This window comes from Aromatoleum toluvorans (assembly GCF_012910905.1).
Classification (GTDB): domain Bacteria; phylum Pseudomonadota; class Gammaproteobacteria; order Burkholderiales; family Rhodocyclaceae; genus Aromatoleum; species Aromatoleum toluvorans.
The window spans coordinates 74,189-91,131 of sequence record NZ_WTVN01000002.1 but is presented as its reverse complement, the minus strand read 5'-3'; the positions used below and the strand labels follow the sequence as shown (position 1 = coordinate 91,131).

Below are 16,943 nucleotides of genomic sequence, written 5' to 3'. Positions count from 1 at the left end.
GGAGATCGATCATGACCCCGGATATCGTCGAAACCGTCAATGTCGCGCGCGAGATCGCGTGGCTGCCGTGGGCGGTGCAGTACTTCTTCCTCATCGGCCTGTCGTATGGCGCCTGGCTCGTGTCGCTGCCGGGACTGGTGTTCCGCCGCCCCGGCTGGGAAGGCATCTCGCGCCTGGCGCTGCTCGCGGCGCTGGTGTGCGGGCTGACCGCGCCGGTCGCGCTGCTCGCCGACCTGCACCAGCCGGGACGCTTCTGGCATTTCTACGCGTACTTCACCCCGACGTCGTGGATGTCGTGGGGGGCGTTCTTCATTCCGGTGTACCTGACCGGGCTGATCCTGTACGCGTGGTTGGCCTTCCGTCCCGCGCTGGCACGCCACGCGGACGAGGGCGGCAAGCTCGCCGGCCTCGCGCGCGTGCTCGCCTACGGCGGGCACGAGAGCCGCAAGGCGCTGATGGCCGCGGCGCTGCTGACCTTCGTCGGCGCGGCGCTGGTCGCCTTGTATACGGGCGTCGAGGTGATGCTGGTGCGTGCCCGTCCGCTGTGGCACACGCCGCTGCTGCCGGTGCAGTTCTTCGTCACCGCGCTGGCGGGCGGGCTGGGTCTCGCGCTGGTGTTCAACCGCGCGCTGCCCGGGGGCGGCGACCCGGCGGCGACACGCCGCATGGCGGTCGCGTTGGCGCTCACGCAGCTGGTGGCGCTGCTCGTCGGGGTGGTGTGGCTCGTGCTGGGCATGAGCGGGATGTCGCCGGTGCATGCGCAGGCGCTGGCCGAAGTCGCGCCGTCGGCGAACTGGAAGGTGAGCGCGGTGTGGGCGGTGGTCGCGACGGTCGTGACGCTCGCGCTGGCCGTGCGGCGTCCCGGCTCCGGCCTGCTGATCGGGCTGCTGGCGCTGCATTCCGCGTGGATGATGCGCTGGACGATCTTCATCGGCGGGCAGGAGGTGCCGAAGACCGGCGCGGGCTACTACAGCTACCAGCTCCCGCTCGGCCCCGAGGGTCTGATGGGCATCGTCGGCACGGCCGGGCTGTGGATCTTCCTCTTCGTCGTGCTGACGACGCTGCTGCCGCTCGACCGCATCGGCCGTGCCGAACGTGTCGGCGCGTGAATCGAATCAAGGGAAACCGATCATGAAAATCGAACGTCGCGAACTGATCGCCGCCGGGGGCCTCGCCGCCTTCGCCGCGGGCTTCTCCCAGACCCTGGGCCGCATGGTGTCGGGCCTGGTCGGGGATGAACCGAAGGCACACAACATCCACGGCCGCTCGGCCGAACCGGAGTTCAGCGTGGATCCCGCGACCGGCGAGCTGCGCCTCAACCCGAACCAGCAGGTGAGCTACACCGCCTGTCTCGGCTGCACGACGCAGTGCGGCGTGCGCGTGCGTGTGGACAAGGCCACCGGCAATGTCCTGCGCGTCGCCGGCAATCCGTACAGCCCGCTGTCGACCGAACCGCATCTGCCGATGAAGGCCTCGGTGAAGGAGAGCTTCGTCGCGCTGTCGCGCTTCCAGGACAAGGGCCTGGCGGGACGCTCAACGGCCTGTGGGCGGGGCAACGCGGCGATGGACCAGATGAACTCGCCTTTCCGCGTGCTGACGCCGCTGAAGCGCGTCGGGCCGCGCAACGGCGGCGAGTGGCAGCCGATCTCGTTCGAGCAGCTGGTCAAGGAGCTGGTCGAGGGTGGCGACCTGTTCGGCGAAGGGCATGTGGACGGGTTCAGGGCGCTGCGCGACCTCGCGACGCCGATCGACCCGGCGGCGCCCGAGCTTGGGCCGAAGGTGAACCAGGTCGCGTTGATCTCCAGTGTCAATGACGGACGCGAGCCCTTTGCACGCCGTTTCTGGAACCAGTCGTACGGCACGCTGAACTTCGTCGGCCACGGCTCCTACTGCGGCGGCGCCTACCGCTCCGGTTCCGGGGCGCTGTTCGGCGACATGAAGAAGATGCCGCACGCGAAGCCCGATCTGGCGAACGCCGAGTTCGTGATCTTCATCGGCACCGCGCCGGGCAACGCGGGCAACCCCTTCAAGCGCACCGGCACGCTGCTCGCGAAAGGCCGCAGCGAAGGGCGGCTGGAGTACGTCGTCGTCGATCCGGTGCTGACCAACGCCGACAACCGCGCGGCCGGCGAGCGCGGGCGCTGGGTGCCGATCCGCCCCGGCACCGACGGTGCGCTGGTGATGGGCATGATGCGCTGGATGTTCGACAACGGGCGCGTGAATACGGGCTATCTCGCATACCCGAACCTTGCGGCGGCGGAGGCCGCGGGCGAGCCGTCCTTCACCAACGCGAGCTGGCTCGTGATCACCGAGAAGGGCCATCCGCGCGATGGGCGCTTCCTGCGCGGCTCCGACATCGGCATGACGGTGGCCGAGGAGGAGAAGTACAAGGAGGCCGACCCCTACCTCGTGCTCGGCGCCGACGGCAAACCGATGCCGGTGGAGCTCGCGACCGGCCCTGCACCGCTGGAAGCCGCCGGCCCGGTGACGGTCGGCGACAAGGCGCTGGCGGTGAAGACATCCTTTGAGCTGCTGCGCGAATCGGCGCTGAAGCTGAGCGTCGCGGAATGCTCCGCGATCTGCGGCGTGCCGGAAGCCGTCATCAGCGGCTTGGCGGACGAATTCAGCCGTCACGGCCGCAAGGCCTGCGCGATCGCGCACGGCGGCATGATGGCGGGCAACGGCTTCTACAACGCCTATTCGGTCGTCACGCTCAACGCGCTGATCGGCAACCTCAACTGGAAGGGCGGCTTCGTCGTGAACGGCGGCGGCTTCAAGGACGCCGGCGCGGGGCCGCGCTACGACCTCGAGACCTTCCCCGGCATGGTGAAGCCCAAGGGCACGCCGCTCGGGCGCAACGTGCCGTACGAGAAATCCGCCGAGTTCGCGCGCCGCAAGGCCGAAGGCAAGCCCTATCCGGCGCGCGACGCGTGGTTCCCGAACGCGCCGGGTCTGGTCACGGAATGGTTCCCCGCGATGCTGCGCGGCTATCCCTACGGGCTGAAGGCGCTGGTGCTGTGGAGCTCGAACCCGGTGTACGGCCTGCCTGGCGTGCGCCCGCTGATCGAGAAGGAGCTCGCCGATCCGAAGAAGATCCCGCTGATCGTGTCGGTCGACCCGCTGATCAACGAGAGCAATGCCTACGCCGACTACATCGTGCCGGATTCGCTGATGTACGAGAGCTGGGGCTGGACCGCGCCGTGGGGCGGCGTGCCGACGAAGGCGACGACCGCGCGCTGGCCGGTGGTCGAGCCGAAGGCCGCGAAGACGCCCGACGGCCAGGCGATCGGCATGGAGACCTTCTTCATGGCGCTGGCGCAGGCGATGAAGCTGCCCGGCTTCGGCCCGGAAGGGCTCGCCGACATGGAGGGCCGGCGCCTGCCGCTGGAGCGCCCCGAGCATTGGTACCTGCGTGGCGGCGCGAACATCGCCTTCCTCGGCAAGGCGCCGGTCGGCGATGCGAGCGACGAGGATCTCGCGCTGTCGGGCGTCGAGCGCCTGCGCCCGCTGCTCGAAGCGACGCTGAAGGAAGACGAATGGCGCAAGGTGGCCTTCCTGTACACGCGCGGCGGGCGTTACCAGCCGCCGAAGGAGGCGCAGGACGAGGCGAACCCCGAGTGGCAGACCAACCGCTTCAAGAACGCGCTGTGGCTGTGGAACGACAACGTCGGCGGGGCGAAAAACAGCCTCACCGGCAAGCGCTTCGCGGGCTGCGCGAGCTGGCAGCCGCCCGCCTTCGCCGACGGCACGCCGATGCGCGCGCTGCACAAGGAAGCGGACTGGCCGCTGCTCGCGGTGAGCTACAAGTCCGCGCTGCAGAACGCCTACAGCATCGCGACGCGCATCACGTCCCTGCATCCGGACAACCCGGTGATCGTGCATCCGGAGGATGCTGCACGGCTCGGGCTTGCCACCGGCGATCTCGCACGCATGCAGACGCCCGGCGGCCAAGCGACCTGCCGCGTGATCGTGCATGAGGGCGTGATGCGCGGGGTGCTGGCGGTCGAGCACGGCTACGGTCACCGCGAGCTGGGGGCGCGTGCACACCGGCTCGGCGACGCGCGTCAGCCGCAGCGGCGGGATCTCGCGGCGGGGATCTGTCTCAACGATCTGGGCCTCGTCGATCCGACGCGTGGCGGCGAAGCGCTGTGGGTCGATGCGGTGGCCGGCACCGCGGTGCGCAACGGGCTGCCGGCGCGACTGGTGAAGGTCTGATCAGTCGAGCGCCGCGGGGTCGGCGCGCAGCATCAGGCGCGCGAGCTCCGCGGCGCTGCCGACCTCGGCCTTGTCCATCACGTGCTGGCGGTGCACATGCACCGTCTTCTCGCTGATGTCGAGCTCGCGCGCGACGAGCTTGTTGGGCAGGCCCTGCGCGACCAGGCGCGCGACTTCCAGTTCGCGCGGCGACAGGCGCGCGAGGCGTGCCTTCGCTTCGTCGCGCTGCGCGTGGCGCGAGCGGTCCTCGGCGCCGCGCCGCACGGCGGCGGCGACCGCGTCGAGCAGCGCCTGATCCCTGAATGGCTTCTGCAGGAAGTCGCAGGCACCGTGCTTCATCGCCTGCACCGCGAGTTCCACGTCGCCGTGGCCGGTGATGAAGACGATGGGTGGCAGCGCCCCGTCCGCGCGCAGGCGCTCCTGCAGCTCCAGTCCGCTCATCGTCGGCATGCGGATGTCGAGCACGAGACAGGCGGGCACCTCGGGCGAATCTTGCCGGGTTGCGAGGAAATCCTCGGCCGAGGCGTGGCTCGCGACGCGCCAGCCGACCGATTCGAGCAGGAACACGAGCGAGCGGCGGAAGGCCGCGTCGTCGTCCACGACATGGATCACGGCGTTATCGGTGGGCAGCATGGTCGGTAGGGGACTCCGGTGATGCGCTGGCGGGCGCGCCCAGCGGCAGGCTGAGGACGAATTCGCAGCCCGGCCCGCCGTCCGCGCCATCCACGGTCAGGCGGCCGAGATGGGCCTCGGCGATCGTGCGGCAGATCGACAGGCCGAGGCCGAGGCCGTCCGGCTTGGTCGTGAAGAAGGGCTCGAACAGGCGCTCGCGCGCCGCGGCGTCGAGGCCGCTGCCGTGGTCGCGCACGGCGATGCAGGCGTGGCCGGCATTGTCCCCCTTGCCCTCGTCGATGCGCACGGCCAGGCGCTGGCGTTCGCGCGGCAGGCCGCGCGCCGCATCGTAGCCGTTCTTCAGCAGGTTCAGCAGCACCTGCTGGATCTGCAGCGGATCGACCTCGACGACGGCGTCGGCCGGCAGCGTGTCGTCCACGGCCACTTCGGGCGCGTTCGCGAGCATGCCGCGGAACAATGCGACCGCGTCGGCGGCGAGTGCGCCGGGGGCGACGCGCTCGCGCACCGTCGCGCGCTTCCGGGCGAAGCCGCGGATGCGGCCGAGGATGCCCCCGGCGCGTTCGGCCTGTCCGGCGATTTCGCCGGAGGCTTCGCGCACCGCGGCGTCGGTGAGGCGGCCGTTGTCGCTGCGGCGGATGAGGCTCTGTGCGTAGTTCGCGATCGTCGCCAGCGGCTGGTTGAGTTCGTGCGCGAGCGTGCCGGACAGCTCGCCCAGCACCGACAGGCGGGCGAGATGGTCGGCCTGCTCCTGGTTGGCGCGGATGCGCGCCTCGAGGGCCTCGCGCGCTGCGAGTGCCGCGCGCAGCTCGGCGGTGCGCGCGTGCACGAGGTGTTCGACGCGCACCGTGTACAGGATCCAGGCGGCCAGCAGCAGCGCGAATGCGGCGATCCAGCGCCAGTAGCGCTCGGCCAGCGCCATCAGCGTCGGTTCGCGCAGGTAGGCGTAGGGGCCGGTCTGCAGCTCGCGGAACATCTCGTGCACCGACTGGTAGTCCGCCGGCACGGCCCATTCCATGCCGTCGCGCGCGGTCGACATCGCCAGCAGCGCGACCGCGACCTCTTTCGCCAGCGCGGGCGGGGTGTGGCGCAGGGTCGCGAGCGGCCAGTCGGGGTAGAGCCGCGTCGAGGTCGCGCAGGGGTAGTCCGGCTCGTTGCGCGCGCCCAGCACGGTGAAGGCGGTGCGCCACGCGTCGCGGCTTTCGAGCAGGCAGCCGCGCACGAAGCCGGCGTCCGCCTCGCCGCGCGCGACGGCGTCGAAGACGCCGGTCATCGGCAGGCCGACGATCTTCAGTTCGGCGAAATCGCGCTGCGGGTCGATGCCCTGTGCGGCGAGTTCGCGCCAGATCGTCTGGAAGCCGCCGAACACGTCGGTCGACACCACCGCGATGCGCCGCCCGCGCAGGTCGGCGAGCGTGCGCAGGGCGCCGTTGCCGGCCTTCACGATCACCGTCGAGCCGATCGCGCGCTCGGGTGCGCGTGGCGGGCCGGGGTCGAGCGTGAGGATGCGGCTCGCGCCGAGTTCGGCTTCGAGCTCGACGTAGTGGCCGGGGTTGGTGATGAGGAAGTCGATGTCGCCCGCGGCCGCGGCGTCGTGCAGGCCGCCGTGGTCGAGCTGCACGAGGCTGACCGGGCGCCCCGGCAGCGCGGCCTGCAGGCGGCGCAGCACCGGCGACCATTCGCCGGAGGCGGCCTCCGCGCCGAGGAAGGCGAGCACGCCGATGCGCACGGCGCCGGCAGCGTCGGCCGGGGCCGCGCGGACCGGCGCGAGCAGGGCGAGGAGGAGCAGCACGGCGCCGATGAGGCGCCGTCCGCCGGGGGATGCAGGCATCGCGCAAGCATCCCGCGTTCGCCGTGGCGGGTCAAGCGGCTGTCATGGCGGGACGAGCCGCCCGGCGGCGCCCCGTGCCCGCGCGGCGTTTACTTCGTGACCGGCGGCTCCGCGAACTTCGCGCCGCCGCTGTTGGCGAGGTAGGCGACCGCGCGGCGCACTTCGGTATCGGTGAGGTCGGCGCCGCCGCCGCGCGGCGGCATCTGGCGGATGCCCTCGATCGCATGCTTGGTCAGCGTGTCGAAACCCTGCGCGATGCGCGGCCCCCACGCGGCGGCGTCGCCGGTCTTGGGCGAACCGAGCGCCCCCGCGCCGTGGCAGCCGGCACAGGTGCCCTGGTAGACCTGCTCGCCGGTACGGCTGCCCGGGGCGACCTTCTGCACCTTGAGCGAGATCTTCGCGACTGGCTGGATGCGGCTGGCGCGTGCCTCCCCGTCGGTGTCGGCGGGGCGGCTGCAGGCCGCGAGCGTCACGGCGGCCAGCGCGGCCGCCGCGAGGGCGAGGCGGCGGGCGCGTGGATGGGGTTGGGGGCGGTCGCGCAGGTCGGACATGCGGGTTCCTCTGTTCGGTCTTGTTATGGAAAACCGGGAGTATAGCCGCCACGCCGGCCGCGGGCCGGGTGGCGGGATGCATGTCATTGCCCGCGGCGGGCGTTACTTGTAGCCCAGCGCCGCGGCTTCCTTCGCGATCGCCGCGATCGTCTCGGCGCCGACGCGGCTCGCCATCTCCTTGTGCACCGGCAGCATCGCCTTGCGCCAGGCGTCGCGCTCGGCCGCGCTCAGCGTGATGATCTCGGTCTTGCCCGCCGCCCTGATCTTCGCCAGCGCGTCGTCGTTTTCCTGCTTGGCGATGACGTTAACGTAGCGGGTGGTCTCCTGCATGGCCTTTTCCAGCGTCGCGCGGAGGTCGGGCGGCAGGCCCTCCCAGAATTTCTTGTTGGTGATGACCGCGTAGCCGATGTAGCCGTGGTCGGACACCGTGAGGTGCTTCTGCACCTCGTGCGCCTTCTGCGTGTAGTAGTTGGAGATGGTGTTCTCGGTGCCGTCGACGACGCCCGTCTGCAGCGCCTGGTACACCTCCGAGAAGGCCATCACCTGCGGGATCGCGCCGACCGCGCGCATCTGCCCCTCGAGCACCTTGGACGACTGGATGCGCATCTTCAGGCCCTTCAGGTCCTCGGTCTTGCGCAGCGGCTTGTTCGCGCTCATCGACTTGAAGCCGTTGTCCCAGTAGCCGAGGCCGACGATGCCGCGCGATTCGAGCTTCCTGAAGAGGCCCGCGCCCACCGGGCCTTCGGTGACGCGCGCGAGCACGTTGCGGTCGGGGAAGATGAAGGGCAGGTCGAAGGCCTCGAACTCCTTCAAGCCCAGCGGGCCGAACTTCGACAGCGAGGGCGCGAGCATCTGCACCGAACCGAGCTGCAGCGCCTCAAGCTCCTCCTTGTCCTTGTACAGCGTGCTGTTGGGATAAACCTCGACTTTCACGCGACCTTGCGTGCGTTCCTCGACGAGCTGCTTGAAGTGGTCGGCGCCCTTGCCCTTGGGCGTGTCGGCGGCGACGACGTGGCTGAACTTGATGATGATCGGGTCGGCCGCGACGGCCGGGGTGGCGAGCGGCAGCAGCGCGGCGAGGGCGGCGCCGAGGGCGATGCGGCGGAAGCGGGAATGGATGTTCATGGGATCTCCTCCGGTCATGGTCTTGTGGTGGGTGTTGCGGGGTGGGGACGACGGCGGTCACGGCGCCGCGAGCGCGGCGGCGGCAAGGATGCGTTCGGCGCGGGCGATCACCGGGGCGTCGATCATGCGGCCGTCGACGACCGCCGCCCCGCCGCCCGCCGCCGCGGCCGCGGCACGCACGGCCCGCGCCCACGCGACGTCGGCGTCCGACGGCGTGAACGCGGCGGTGACCGCGCCGACCTGCTTGGGGTGGATCAGCAGCACGCCGCCGAAGCCGTGGCGGCGCGCGCGCTGCGCGTAGCGGGCGAGCCCGTCGGTGTCGCCGATCGCCGTGAACACGCCGTCGACCGGCGGCGGCAGCCCCGCGCGCCGGCTCGCGAGCACCAGCAGCGCGCGGTATGGCAGGAACACGAGCTCCTCGGGATCGGCCTCGTCGGGCACGAGGTCGAGCTCGACCGCGAGGTCCAGCTTGCCGAAGACGAGGCGCGCGCAGCCGGGCGCCTGCGCGATCGCGCCGAGCGCGTCGAGCCCGGCGCCGGTCTCGATGATCGCGAGCACCGGCTTGCCGCTCGCCGCGTGCGCGTGGGCGAGCTGCGCGGCGCTGTCGGCCTTGGGCAGCATCACGCCGGCGATGCCGGGATGGCGGCAGGCGGCGAGGTCGTCGGCGTGCCAGGCGGTGTCGGCAGCATTGATGCGCACGACGACGCGTTCGCCGGGGTGGGCGTCGAGCCAGGCGAGCAGCGCGGCGCGCGCGGCGGGCTTGTCGGCGGGGGCGACGGCGTCCTCGAGGTCGACGATCACGACATCGGCGGCGGTCGCGATCGCCTTCGCGATGCGTTCGGGACGGCTCGCCGGCACGAAAAGGAAGCTGCGCGCGCGGCCGAGGTGCAGTTGCGCGGGGCCGATCGTGCGTTCCATCAACACACCCCCTGCGCGCGCAGTGCGGCGGCCTTTTCGCCGTAGCCGAGTTCGGCGAGGATCGCGTCGGTGTGCGCGCCGAGCGCGGGCACCGGGTCCATGCGCGCCGGGCGCGCCGGGCCCATGCCGGGCGGCTGCAGCGCCGGCAGCGGGCCTGCGGGCGAATCGACGCTCGTCCAGCGCCCGCGCGCGGCGAGCTGCGGGTGCGACCACAGGTCGTTCATCGTGCTGACGTGTGCATTGGCGATGTCGGCGGCGTCGAGCCGCGCGATCACCTCCTTGGCGGTGAGGCGCGCGAAAGTCTCCTCGATCAGCGCGCGCAGCTCGGTGCGGTGCGCGGTGCGCTCGGCATTGCTCGCGAAGCGCGCGTCGGCCGCGAGCGGCGCATTCAGCAGCACGCGCTCGCAGAACACCGCCCATTCGCGCTCGTTCTGCAGGCCCAGCATCACGGTGCGGCCGTCGCCGGCCTTGAAGGGGCCGTAGGGGTAGATCGTCGCGTGCGCGGCGCCGCTGCGCCGGGGTGGCGCCTGGTCGTGGTACGCGTAGTACATCGGGAAGCCCATCCACTCGACCATCGCGTCGATCATCGCGATCTCGATGCGGCGGCCGCGACCGGTGCGACCGCGCTCGATCAGCGCGCCGAGGATGTTGCTGTAGGCGTACATGCCGGCGGCGATGTCGGCGATCGAGATGCCGGCCTTGACCTGCTCGTCGGGCGTGCCGGTGATCGACAGGAAGCCCGACTCGCTCTGGATCAGCAGGTCGTAGGCCTTCTTCTCGGTGTAGGGGCCGCCCTCGCCGTAGCCGGAGATGTCGCAGACGATCAGCTTCGGGTTCTTCGGCGCGAGCGCCTCGAAGGACAGGCCGAGGCGCGCCGCGGCGCCGGGCGCGAGGTTCTGCACCAGTACGTCGGCCTCAAGGAGGAGCTGCTGCAGGATCTCCTGCGCCTCGGGCCGCTTGAGGTCCAGCGTCAGGCTCTCCTTGGAGCGGTTCACCCACACGAAATGCGAGGCCATGCCGTCGACGCGATGGTCGTAGGCGCGCGCGAAATCGCCGACGCCGGGGCGTTCGATCTTGATCACGCGCGCGCCGAGGTCGGCGAGGTGGCGCGTCGCCAAGGGGGCCGCGATGGCATGTTCGAGCGAGACGACGGTGACGCCGTCGAGCGGCAGCGGGGTGGGGTTGGCGGTCATGGGTCGGACTCCGGGAGAGGTCACAGGAGGGCCGCTACGCTGGCGGCGGTGTGCAGGTTCCAGACGCGCGCGATCAGCGCGGCGATTTCGGCGTCGCTCGCGGCGCCCGAGAAGCGCGCGAGGCGGCGCGTCTTGTCCTCGAGTTCGGCGCGCGTCAGCGTGTTGCCGGGGTCGCCCTTCGGCTCGTCGATCGCGCCGTGGAAGCTCGTGCCGGTGCGCGTCGTGACCTCGACGCGGCCGAGCCAGCGCTGCGGATAAGCGGCGTCGACGTCGGCGTCGAGCGTCATGCGCACCTTGTCGCGGAAGGCGGCGACGGCCGGGTCGGTGAGCGCGTGGTCGCGGAATTCCTCGAGGCCGGCCTTGCCGTGCACGGCGATCAGGCCCAGCACCGTGCCCATCGAGAACTTCGCCTGATGCACGGTCGTCGGCACCGTGACCGCGCCGAGCACGTCGATCGCGCCCTGATGCACGCGCGTGACGACCGAGGCGATGTCGCTGTGGGACAGGCGTTCGCGCTGCAGCACGGCGAGCAGCGCATCCGCGGCCGGGTGCGTGTGGCGGCACGAGGCGTGGAACTTGAACGAGGTCTCGAGCAGCGCCCAGCGCGAGCCGAGCCGGTCGGTGAGACGCGCCGGATCGGCATCCGACGACATGCCCGCCGCAAGGCCTTTCGCGCCGTCGAGGATGCGCTGTGCGCCGGTCACGCCGTCGCGTGCAAGGTAGGCCGCGGCCAGCCCGCTCGCGGCCGCGTGCGCGGTGTGCAATTGCTTCGAGTCCGCCGCGTCGCGCAGGAATTCCCATAAGCCCGCCGCCTGCGTGCCGGCCGAGCCCAGTGCGTGCACCATTTGCGCGGGCGAGAGCCTCAGCACGCGCCCGACCGCGACCGCCGCGGCGAGCGTGCCGACGGTGGCGGTCGTGTGGAAGATGCGGTAGTGCGAGCGGCCGAGGAATTCGCCGATGCGGATGCCCGCCTCGTAACCCGCGACGGCGGCCGCGATCAGCTCGGCGCCCGAGGCGCCGACGTCCTGCGCCGCCGCGAGCGCAGCCGGGAACACGACGGTCGCCGGGTGCAGCACCGAGCTGTTGTGCAGGTCGTCCTGCTCGACCAGATGCGACGAGGCGGCATTGACCCACGCGGCGAAATACGCCGACGTCCGTGCACGGCTGACGAGAATTTCTGCCTTGCCGTCCGCCGGCCCCATCGCCGCCGCGAACGCCTCGAACTGCGGGACCGGGTGCAGGCCCTTCGCCGCGAGCGCGGACGCGGCCCAGTCGAGGAAGAGCTCCTCGGTGCGCGCGACGACCGTCGGCGGCAGGTCCTCGACGCGCAGCCCGGCGGCGAATTCGGCGAGCGCCGCGCCCGGATTCGTTGGATGGTTCATCGTGTTCACCCCGGCGATCAGAACGAGCGCGGCAGCCCGAGCAGGTGCTCGGCCACAAACGAGAAGATCAGGTTGGTCGAGATCGGCGCGACCTGGTACAGGCGCGTCTCGCGGAACTTGCGCTCGATGTCGTATTCGTTCGCGAAGCCGAAGCCGCCGTGCGTCTGCAGGCACACGTTGGCCGCTTCCCACGAGGCCTTCGCGGCGAGGTACTTCGCCATGTTGGCCTGCGCGCCGCAGGGCTGGTGCGCGTCGAACAGTTCGCACGCCTTGAAGCGCATCAGGTTCGCCGCCTCGATCTCGATGAAGGCGTCGGCGATCGGGAACTGCACGCCCTGGTTCTGGCCGATCGGGCGGTCGAAGACGACGCGCTCGTTGGCGTACTTGGTCGCGCGCTCGATGAACCAGTAGCCGTCGCCGATGCATTCGGCGGCGATCAGCGTGCGTTCGGCGTTCAGCCCGTCGAGGATGTACTTGAAACCCTTGCCCTCCTCGCCGATCAGGTTCTCCTCGGGGATTTCGAGGTTGTCGAAGAAGAGCTCGTTGGTCTCGTGATTGACGAGGTTGGGGATCGGGCGGACGGTGAGGCCGTTGCCGATCGCGTCCTTCAGGTCGACGATGAAGATCGACATGCCTTCGGACTTCTTCTTCACGTCGGCGAGCGGCGTCGTGCGCGCCAGCAGGATCATCAGGTCCGAGTGCTGCACGCGGCTGATCCACACCTTCTGGCCATTGACGACGTAGCGGCCGTCCTTCTTCACCGCGGTCGTCTTGATCTTGGTGGTGTCGGTGCCGGTCGTCGGCTCGGTCACCGCCATCGACTGGATGCGCAGCTTGCCGGCGGCGATCTCCGGCAGGTACTTCTCCTTCTGCGCCGTGCTACCGTTTCGCAGCAACGTGCCCATGTTGTACATCTGGCCATGCACCGCGCCCGAGTTGCCGCCCGAGCGGTTGATCTCCTCCATGATCACGGAGGCCGCGGTGAGCCCCAGGCCCGAGCCGCCGTATTCCTCCGGGATCATCGCGGAGAGCCAGCCGGCGCCGATCAGCGCGTCGACGAAGGCCTCCGGGTAGCCGCGCTGCTCGTCGATCCGGCGGAAGTATTCGTCGGAGAATTCGCTGCACAGGCTGCGGATCGCGTCGCGGATTTCCTGGTGTTCGTCGGGGGTGTTGAGCATCGTCATGGTCGTCTCCTGTCTGTTGCGCGGAAATCGCAGGCAAGGCGATCCCGTGGCGCCCGTGTTCGGGCGCGTCTGTCGTCAATGGGTGGGGCGTGGGGCCGGGTCAGGCGAAGCTGACTTCCGCCTTCATCGTCAGGCGGCCGTCGCAGTCGGTCCACAACGCCGCCGTTCCGGGGCCGGTGATCCGTCCGCAGACGTCGAAGTCGGTGTTGTCGAAGAGCGGCCCGACGGCGCGGAAAGCGAAGCGCGTGACGCGCTTGTCCGGGTGCGCGGCGCGGAAGGCGTCGAGCAGCAGCGTCGCGGTGAGCGGGCCGTGGAACACGAGGCCGGGATAGCCCTCGACGCCGGTCGCGTAGGGGTGGTCGTAGTGGATGCGGTGGCCGTTGAAGGTCAGCGCCGAGTAGCGGAACAGCAGCACCGGATCGGGGTGGATGCGCTGGCGGAACTCCGCCTGCGCGTCGACGTTCTCGCCCGCGAGGGGGCCGCCCTTGGGTGCCGGCTGGCGATAGACGATGTCGTGTTCCTCGATCAGCGCGACACCGTCCTCGCCCGACAGCGTGTGCTCGACGGTGACGAACACCAGGTCCCCGCTGCGTCCGCGCTTCCTCTCGCAGCGCAGGATGCGCGACACGCGCTCGACCTGCTTGCCGAGGCGCAGCGGCTGCAGGAACTGCAGGCGCCCGCCTGCCCACATGCGGTTGGGCAGCTCCACCGGCGGCAGGAAGCCGCCGCGGCGCGGATGTCCGTCCGGACCGATCTCGCGCGCCCGGGCGCTCGGCGTGAAATACACCCAGTGCCACAGCGGCGGGAGTTCACCCGCGGCGAACACCTCGTCCGCGGCGTAGTCGAGCGTCGCCGCCAGCGCGTGCGCGGTGCGCGTGTCGATCACGTCGCCACGCGTCTCGCTGCGGCCGATCCACGTGGAAAGGTCCTGCCCTTCGCTCATCCCGTCGTCTCCTCGTTCTCGTCGCCGCTTGGGGCGCGGCTGCTGGAAGGCGATAATGGGCAGCGCGCGGCCCCCGCACAATTCGCGAATTCGGTAGCCCGCCTTCGGCGCCGGCGAATCGCAGTGCAGCAAAACGGGCCGCCGGGAGACTTTCAAGGATGCATTTCGAGTTGCGCGACCTGCGCCTCTTCATTCACGTCGCGGAAAGCAAGAGCCTCACGAAAGGCGCCGAGCGCAGCCACCTGTCGCTGCCGGCGGTGAGCGCGCGCATCAAGGACCTCGAAGCCGAAGCCGGCGTGCGCCTGCTCTATCGCGCCCCGCGCGGCGTCGCGCTGACCCCGGCGGGCCAGAGCGTGCTGCAGCACGCGCGCGTGATCCTCGGCCAGATCGAGCACCTCAAGAGCGACCTGCAGCGCTTCGGCGAAGGCGTGCAGGGCAGCATCCGCGTGTTCGCGAACACCACCGCGGTCACCGAGTTCATGCCCGAAGTGCTGGCGACCTACCTCGCGAGCCACCCCCAGGTCGACGTCGACCTGCAGGAACGCGCGACCAGCGAGATCATCCGCGGCGTGCTCGACGGCACCACCGACCTCGGCATCACTTCCGGCCCGCTCGACGTCGACGGCCTGGAAAAGCACCACTTCAGCACCGACCGCCTGATCCTCGTCACCGCCCCCGGGCATCCGCTCGCAACGGCCGGCCGCGTGCGCTTCGCCGACATCATGGAATACGACTACATCGGCCTGCACCAGAGCAGCACGCTGCAGAACTTCGTCGACCAGCTGATGCAGAACGCGCGCCGCCGCCTGCATATCCGCGTGCAGGTGAGCAACTTCGAATCGGTGTGCCGCATGGCCGAAGCGGGCGTGGGGATCGGCATCGTCCCCGAATCAGCGGCGCTGCGGCACCGCCAGACGATGAAGATCGTCATCCAGCCGCTCGACGAGGACTGGGCGGTGCGCGAACGCTACGTCCTCACGCGTCGCGGCGAATCGCTGCCTGCCTATACGCTGGCGTTGATCGACACCATCCTCGCCCACCACGGCGCCGGCAGCGCCCGCGCGCCGCGCAAACAAAAAAGCCGGGGCGTCCCCGGCTGATCCGTATGCGGCGGCAAAAGACGTGCGCTTACTGCACGCGCACCTCGACGCGCCGCGCCTCGGCCGCGTCGCCGCCGCCCAGCGTCACCGCCGGACGGCGCAGCAGCACGCGCTCGGCCGGCACGCCCGCCGCGAGCAGCGCCTCGCGCACCGACAGTGCGCGGTTCTTCGACACTTCCACGTTCGCCGCGGCGGCGCCGGTCTTGTCGTGGAAGCCCGACAGCAGCACCTGCTTGTCCGGGGTCGCATCCAGCGCGACGACGATCGTCGCGATGTCGGCGGGTGCATCCTCCGGCAGCGTCGCGTCGCCGGCGGCGAAATAGAACTTCACCAGCGCCTCGCCCACTTCCGCGACATCCGCGAACTCGCCTGCCTCGACCGCGGCCTGTTCCGGCTCCGCGGCCGCATGCAGCTTCCAGCTGCCGAGACCGATCACCAGCGCGATCGCCAGCGCGATGACACCGAAGAGCACCCCGATGACGACGTTGAGTTCGCCGTCTTCCTGATCGAACATGTTCTACGCTCCCATTATTGTTATCCCGCCTGTGCGGGGTCGCCGGGCAGTTTAGCCGAAGTGTATCGAAACATGTCGCAGGCCAGCTGTGGCGCCGTGACGCGTGTCGCGGCGCGCGCAATGTTGAATTCCAGTTGCCTGCGCGGCGGCGTGGCGGTTGAATATGCGAAGTCCGAGGGGCTGCGCTTCGTCCGGAACGGCGTCGCCGCCGCCGCTTCCGGTCCATCGGTTGCGAGGGGAACACACATGGATGCACCGACGCTCATCGAAAAGGCCACGATCCTGGTGGTCGACGACACGCCGGACAACCTGTCGCTGATGTCGGGCCTGCTCAAGGACCGCTACCGGGTCAAGGTCGCCAACAACGGCGAGAAGGCCTTGCGCATCGTGCGCGGCGATGCGCCGCCCGAGCTCATCCTGCTCGACATCATGATGCCCGGCCTGTCGGGCTACGACGTGTGCGAGGCGCTCAAGGCCGACGCCGCGACGCGCGACATCCCCATCATCTTCCTCACCGCGATGACCGCGACCGAGGACGAGACGAAGGGGCTCGCGCTGGGGGCGGCCGACTTCATCACCAAGCCGGTCAATCCGCCGGTCATGCTCGCGCGCGTCGCGACCCAGCTCAAGGTCAAGGCCGCCGCCGACTTCCTGCGCGACCAGAACGCCTACCTCGAAGCCGAAGTCGCGCGGCGCACGCGCGAGCTCGCGGCGATCCAGGACGTCGCGATCCTGGCGATGGCGTCCCTCGCCGAGACCCGCGACAGCGACACCGGCAACCACATCCGCCGCACCCAGTTCTATGTCCGGGCGCTGGCCATCCACCTGCAGCCGCACCCGCGTTTTCGCCACTTCCTCACCGACGCCACGATCGACATGCTGTTCAAGTCGGCGCCGCTCCACGACATCGGCAAGGTCGGCATCCCCGACCGCATCCTGCTCAAGCCGGGGCGCTTCAGCGCCGACGAGTTCGAGACCATGAAGGCGCACACGACGCTGGGCCGCGACGCGATCCTGCACGCCGAGAAGATGCTCGGCATGGATGTCGACTTCCTGCGCCTGGCGAAGGAAATCGCCTACTACCACCAGGAAAAGTGGGACGGCTCCGGCTATCCGGAAGGCATCGCGGGTGATGCGATCCCGATCTCCGCGCGCCTCATGGCGCTGGCCGACGTGTATGACGCGCTGATCAGCCGGCGCGTCTACAAGGACGGCATGTCGCACGCGGAGGCGGCGGTGATCATCCGCGAGGGCCGCGGCTCGCATTTCGACCCCGACGTCGTCGACGCCTTTGTCGATCTGCAGGACGAATTCCGCGCCATCGCCGCGCGCTTTGCCGACTAGACGATTTCTGCCG

General features: G+C 70.3%; 14 protein-coding genes. 4 read left to right on the top strand and 10 right to left on the bottom strand.

Annotated features, from left to right (window positions below):
• Positions 1–11 precede the first annotated feature (11 nt).
• Together nrfD and GPA22_RS02080 are read left to right on the top strand one after the other, a co-directional pair.
• On the top strand, positions 12–1,109 hold the full coding sequence (gene nrfD / locus GPA22_RS02085; protein WP_169254444.1) for an NrfD/PsrC family molybdoenzyme membrane anchor subunit: 1,098 nt from the start codon (positions 12–14) through the stop codon (positions 1,107–1,109).
• 22 nt (positions 1,110–1,131) lie between these two features.
• Positions 1,132–4,215 carry a molybdopterin dinucleotide binding domain-containing protein gene (locus tag GPA22_RS02080; protein ID WP_169254443.1) on the top strand — a complete coding sequence of 1,028 codons (3,084 nt, stop codon included), beginning with the start codon at positions 1,132–1,134 and terminating at the stop codon, positions 4,213–4,215.
• Here the strand turns inward: GPA22_RS02080 and GPA22_RS02075 are convergent, their stop codons facing one another.
• The 9 genes from GPA22_RS02075 to GPA22_RS02035 form a co-directional block, all read right to left on the bottom strand.
• Positions 4,216–4,848: a response regulator transcription factor gene (locus GPA22_RS02075; RefSeq protein ID WP_169254442.1), complete on the bottom strand. Its 633-nt coding sequence runs from the start codon at positions 4,846–4,848 to the stop codon at positions 4,216–4,218.
• Positions 4,832–6,676 carry a sensor histidine kinase gene (locus GPA22_RS02070; RefSeq protein ID WP_169254441.1) on the bottom strand — a complete coding sequence of 615 codons (1,845 nt, stop codon included), beginning with the start codon at positions 6,674–6,676 and terminating at the stop codon, positions 4,832–4,834. Before GPA22_RS02070 ends, GPA22_RS02075 begins: the two co-directional genes overlap by 17 nt.
• 89 nt (positions 6,677–6,765) lie before the next feature.
• Complete coding sequence (locus GPA22_RS02065; RefSeq protein ID WP_169254440.1) at positions 6,766–7,227, bottom strand: c-type cytochrome; 462 nt, start codon at positions 7,225–7,227, stop codon at positions 6,766–6,768.
• A 102-nt stretch (positions 7,228–7,329) separates the two neighbouring features.
• Positions 7,330–8,352, bottom strand: coding sequence for a TRAP transporter substrate-binding protein (locus GPA22_RS02060; protein WP_169254439.1), 1,023 nt, complete (start codon positions 8,350–8,352; stop codon positions 7,330–7,332).
• A gap of 57 nt (positions 8,353–8,409) precedes the next feature.
• Positions 8,410–9,270: an HpcH/HpaI aldolase/citrate lyase family protein gene (locus GPA22_RS02055; RefSeq protein ID WP_169254438.1), complete on the bottom strand. Its 861-nt coding sequence runs from the start codon at positions 9,268–9,270 to the stop codon at positions 8,410–8,412.
• Complete coding sequence (locus tag GPA22_RS02050) at positions 9,270–10,463, bottom strand: CaiB/BaiF CoA transferase family protein (RefSeq protein WP_169254437.1); 1,194 nt, start codon at positions 10,461–10,463, stop codon at positions 9,270–9,272. The genes GPA22_RS02055 and GPA22_RS02050 overlap by 1 nt, the downstream gene beginning before the upstream one ends.
• Positions 10,464–10,483: 20 nt before the next feature.
• Positions 10,484–11,845 carry an MmgE/PrpD family protein gene (locus GPA22_RS02045; protein ID WP_169254436.1) on the bottom strand — a complete coding sequence of 454 codons (1,362 nt, stop codon included), beginning with the start codon at positions 11,843–11,845 and terminating at the stop codon, positions 10,484–10,486.
• A 17-nt stretch (positions 11,846–11,862) separates the two neighbouring features.
• Positions 11,863–13,029, bottom strand: coding sequence for an acyl-CoA dehydrogenase family protein (locus GPA22_RS02040; RefSeq protein WP_211168882.1), 1,167 nt, complete (start codon positions 13,027–13,029; stop codon positions 11,863–11,865).
• A 100-nt stretch (positions 13,030–13,129) separates the two neighbouring features.
• Positions 13,130–13,972: an HTD2 family dehydratase gene (locus GPA22_RS02035; RefSeq protein ID WP_169254435.1), complete on the bottom strand. Its 843-nt coding sequence runs from the start codon at positions 13,970–13,972 to the stop codon at positions 13,130–13,132.
• 158 nt (positions 13,973–14,130) lie between these two features.
• Here GPA22_RS02035 and GPA22_RS02030 point away from each other — a divergent pair, with 158 nt between their 5' ends.
• On the top strand, positions 14,131–15,072 hold the full coding sequence (locus GPA22_RS02030; RefSeq protein WP_169254434.1) for a LysR family transcriptional regulator: 942 nt from the start codon (positions 14,131–14,133) through the stop codon (positions 15,070–15,072).
• Between the two features lie 28 nt (positions 15,073–15,100).
• On the opposite strand, the gene GPA22_RS02025 is transcribed toward GPA22_RS02030, so the two are convergent.
• Positions 15,101–15,586, bottom strand: a complete 486-nt coding sequence (locus GPA22_RS02025) for an OmpA family protein (RefSeq protein WP_169254433.1) — start codon at positions 15,584–15,586, stop codon at positions 15,101–15,103.
• A 246-nt stretch (positions 15,587–15,832) separates the two neighbouring features.
• Between GPA22_RS02025 and GPA22_RS02020 the strand changes: the two genes are divergently transcribed.
• Positions 15,833–16,930 (top strand): response regulator, encoded by a 1,098-nt coding sequence (locus tag GPA22_RS02020; RefSeq protein ID WP_169254432.1) that lies wholly within the window; start codon positions 15,833–15,835, stop codon positions 16,928–16,930.
• Positions 16,931–16,943: the final 13 nt, after the last annotated feature.

Bases quoted from the DNA above. Each gene is read 5' to 3' on its own strand.
- nrfD (WP_169254444.1), top strand. From the start codon at position 12: ATGACCCCGGATATCGTCGAAACCGTCAATGTCGCGCGCGAGATCGCG.
- GPA22_RS02080 (WP_169254443.1), top strand. From the start codon at position 1,132: ATGAAAATCGAACGTCGCGAACTGATCGCCGCCGGGGGCCTCGCCGCC.
- GPA22_RS02075 (WP_169254442.1), bottom strand. From the start codon at position 4,848: ATGCTGCCCACCGATAACGCCGTGATCCATGTCGTGGACGACGACGCG.
- GPA22_RS02070 (WP_169254441.1), bottom strand. From the start codon at position 6,676: ATGCCTGCATCCCCCGGCGGACGGCGCCTCATCGGCGCCGTGCTGCTC.
- GPA22_RS02065 (WP_169254440.1), bottom strand. From the start codon at position 7,227: ATGTCCGACCTGCGCGACCGCCCCCAACCCCATCCACGCGCCCGCCGC.
- GPA22_RS02060 (WP_169254439.1), bottom strand. From the start codon at position 8,352: ATGAACATCCATTCCCGCTTCCGCCGCATCGCCCTCGGCGCCGCCCTC.
- GPA22_RS02055 (WP_169254438.1), bottom strand. From the start codon at position 9,270: ATGGAACGCACGATCGGCCCCGCGCAACTGCACCTCGGCCGCGCGCGC.
- GPA22_RS02050 (WP_169254437.1), bottom strand. From the start codon at position 10,463: ATGACCGCCAACCCCACCCCGCTGCCGCTCGACGGCGTCACCGTCGTC.
- GPA22_RS02045 (WP_169254436.1), bottom strand. From the start codon at position 11,845: ATGAACCATCCAACGAATCCGGGCGCGGCGCTCGCCGAATTCGCCGCC.
- GPA22_RS02040 (WP_211168882.1), bottom strand. From the start codon at position 13,029: ATGACGATGCTCAACACCCCCGACGAACACCAGGAAATCCGCGACGCG.
- GPA22_RS02035 (WP_169254435.1), bottom strand. From the start codon at position 13,972: ATGAGCGAAGGGCAGGACCTTTCCACGTGGATCGGCCGCAGCGAGACG.
- GPA22_RS02030 (WP_169254434.1), top strand. From the start codon at position 14,131: ATGCATTTCGAGTTGCGCGACCTGCGCCTCTTCATTCACGTCGCGGAA.
- GPA22_RS02025 (WP_169254433.1), bottom strand. From the start codon at position 15,586: ATGTTCGATCAGGAAGACGGCGAACTCAACGTCGTCATCGGGGTGCTC.
- GPA22_RS02020 (WP_169254432.1), top strand. From the start codon at position 15,833: ATGGATGCACCGACGCTCATCGAAAAGGCCACGATCCTGGTGGTCGAC.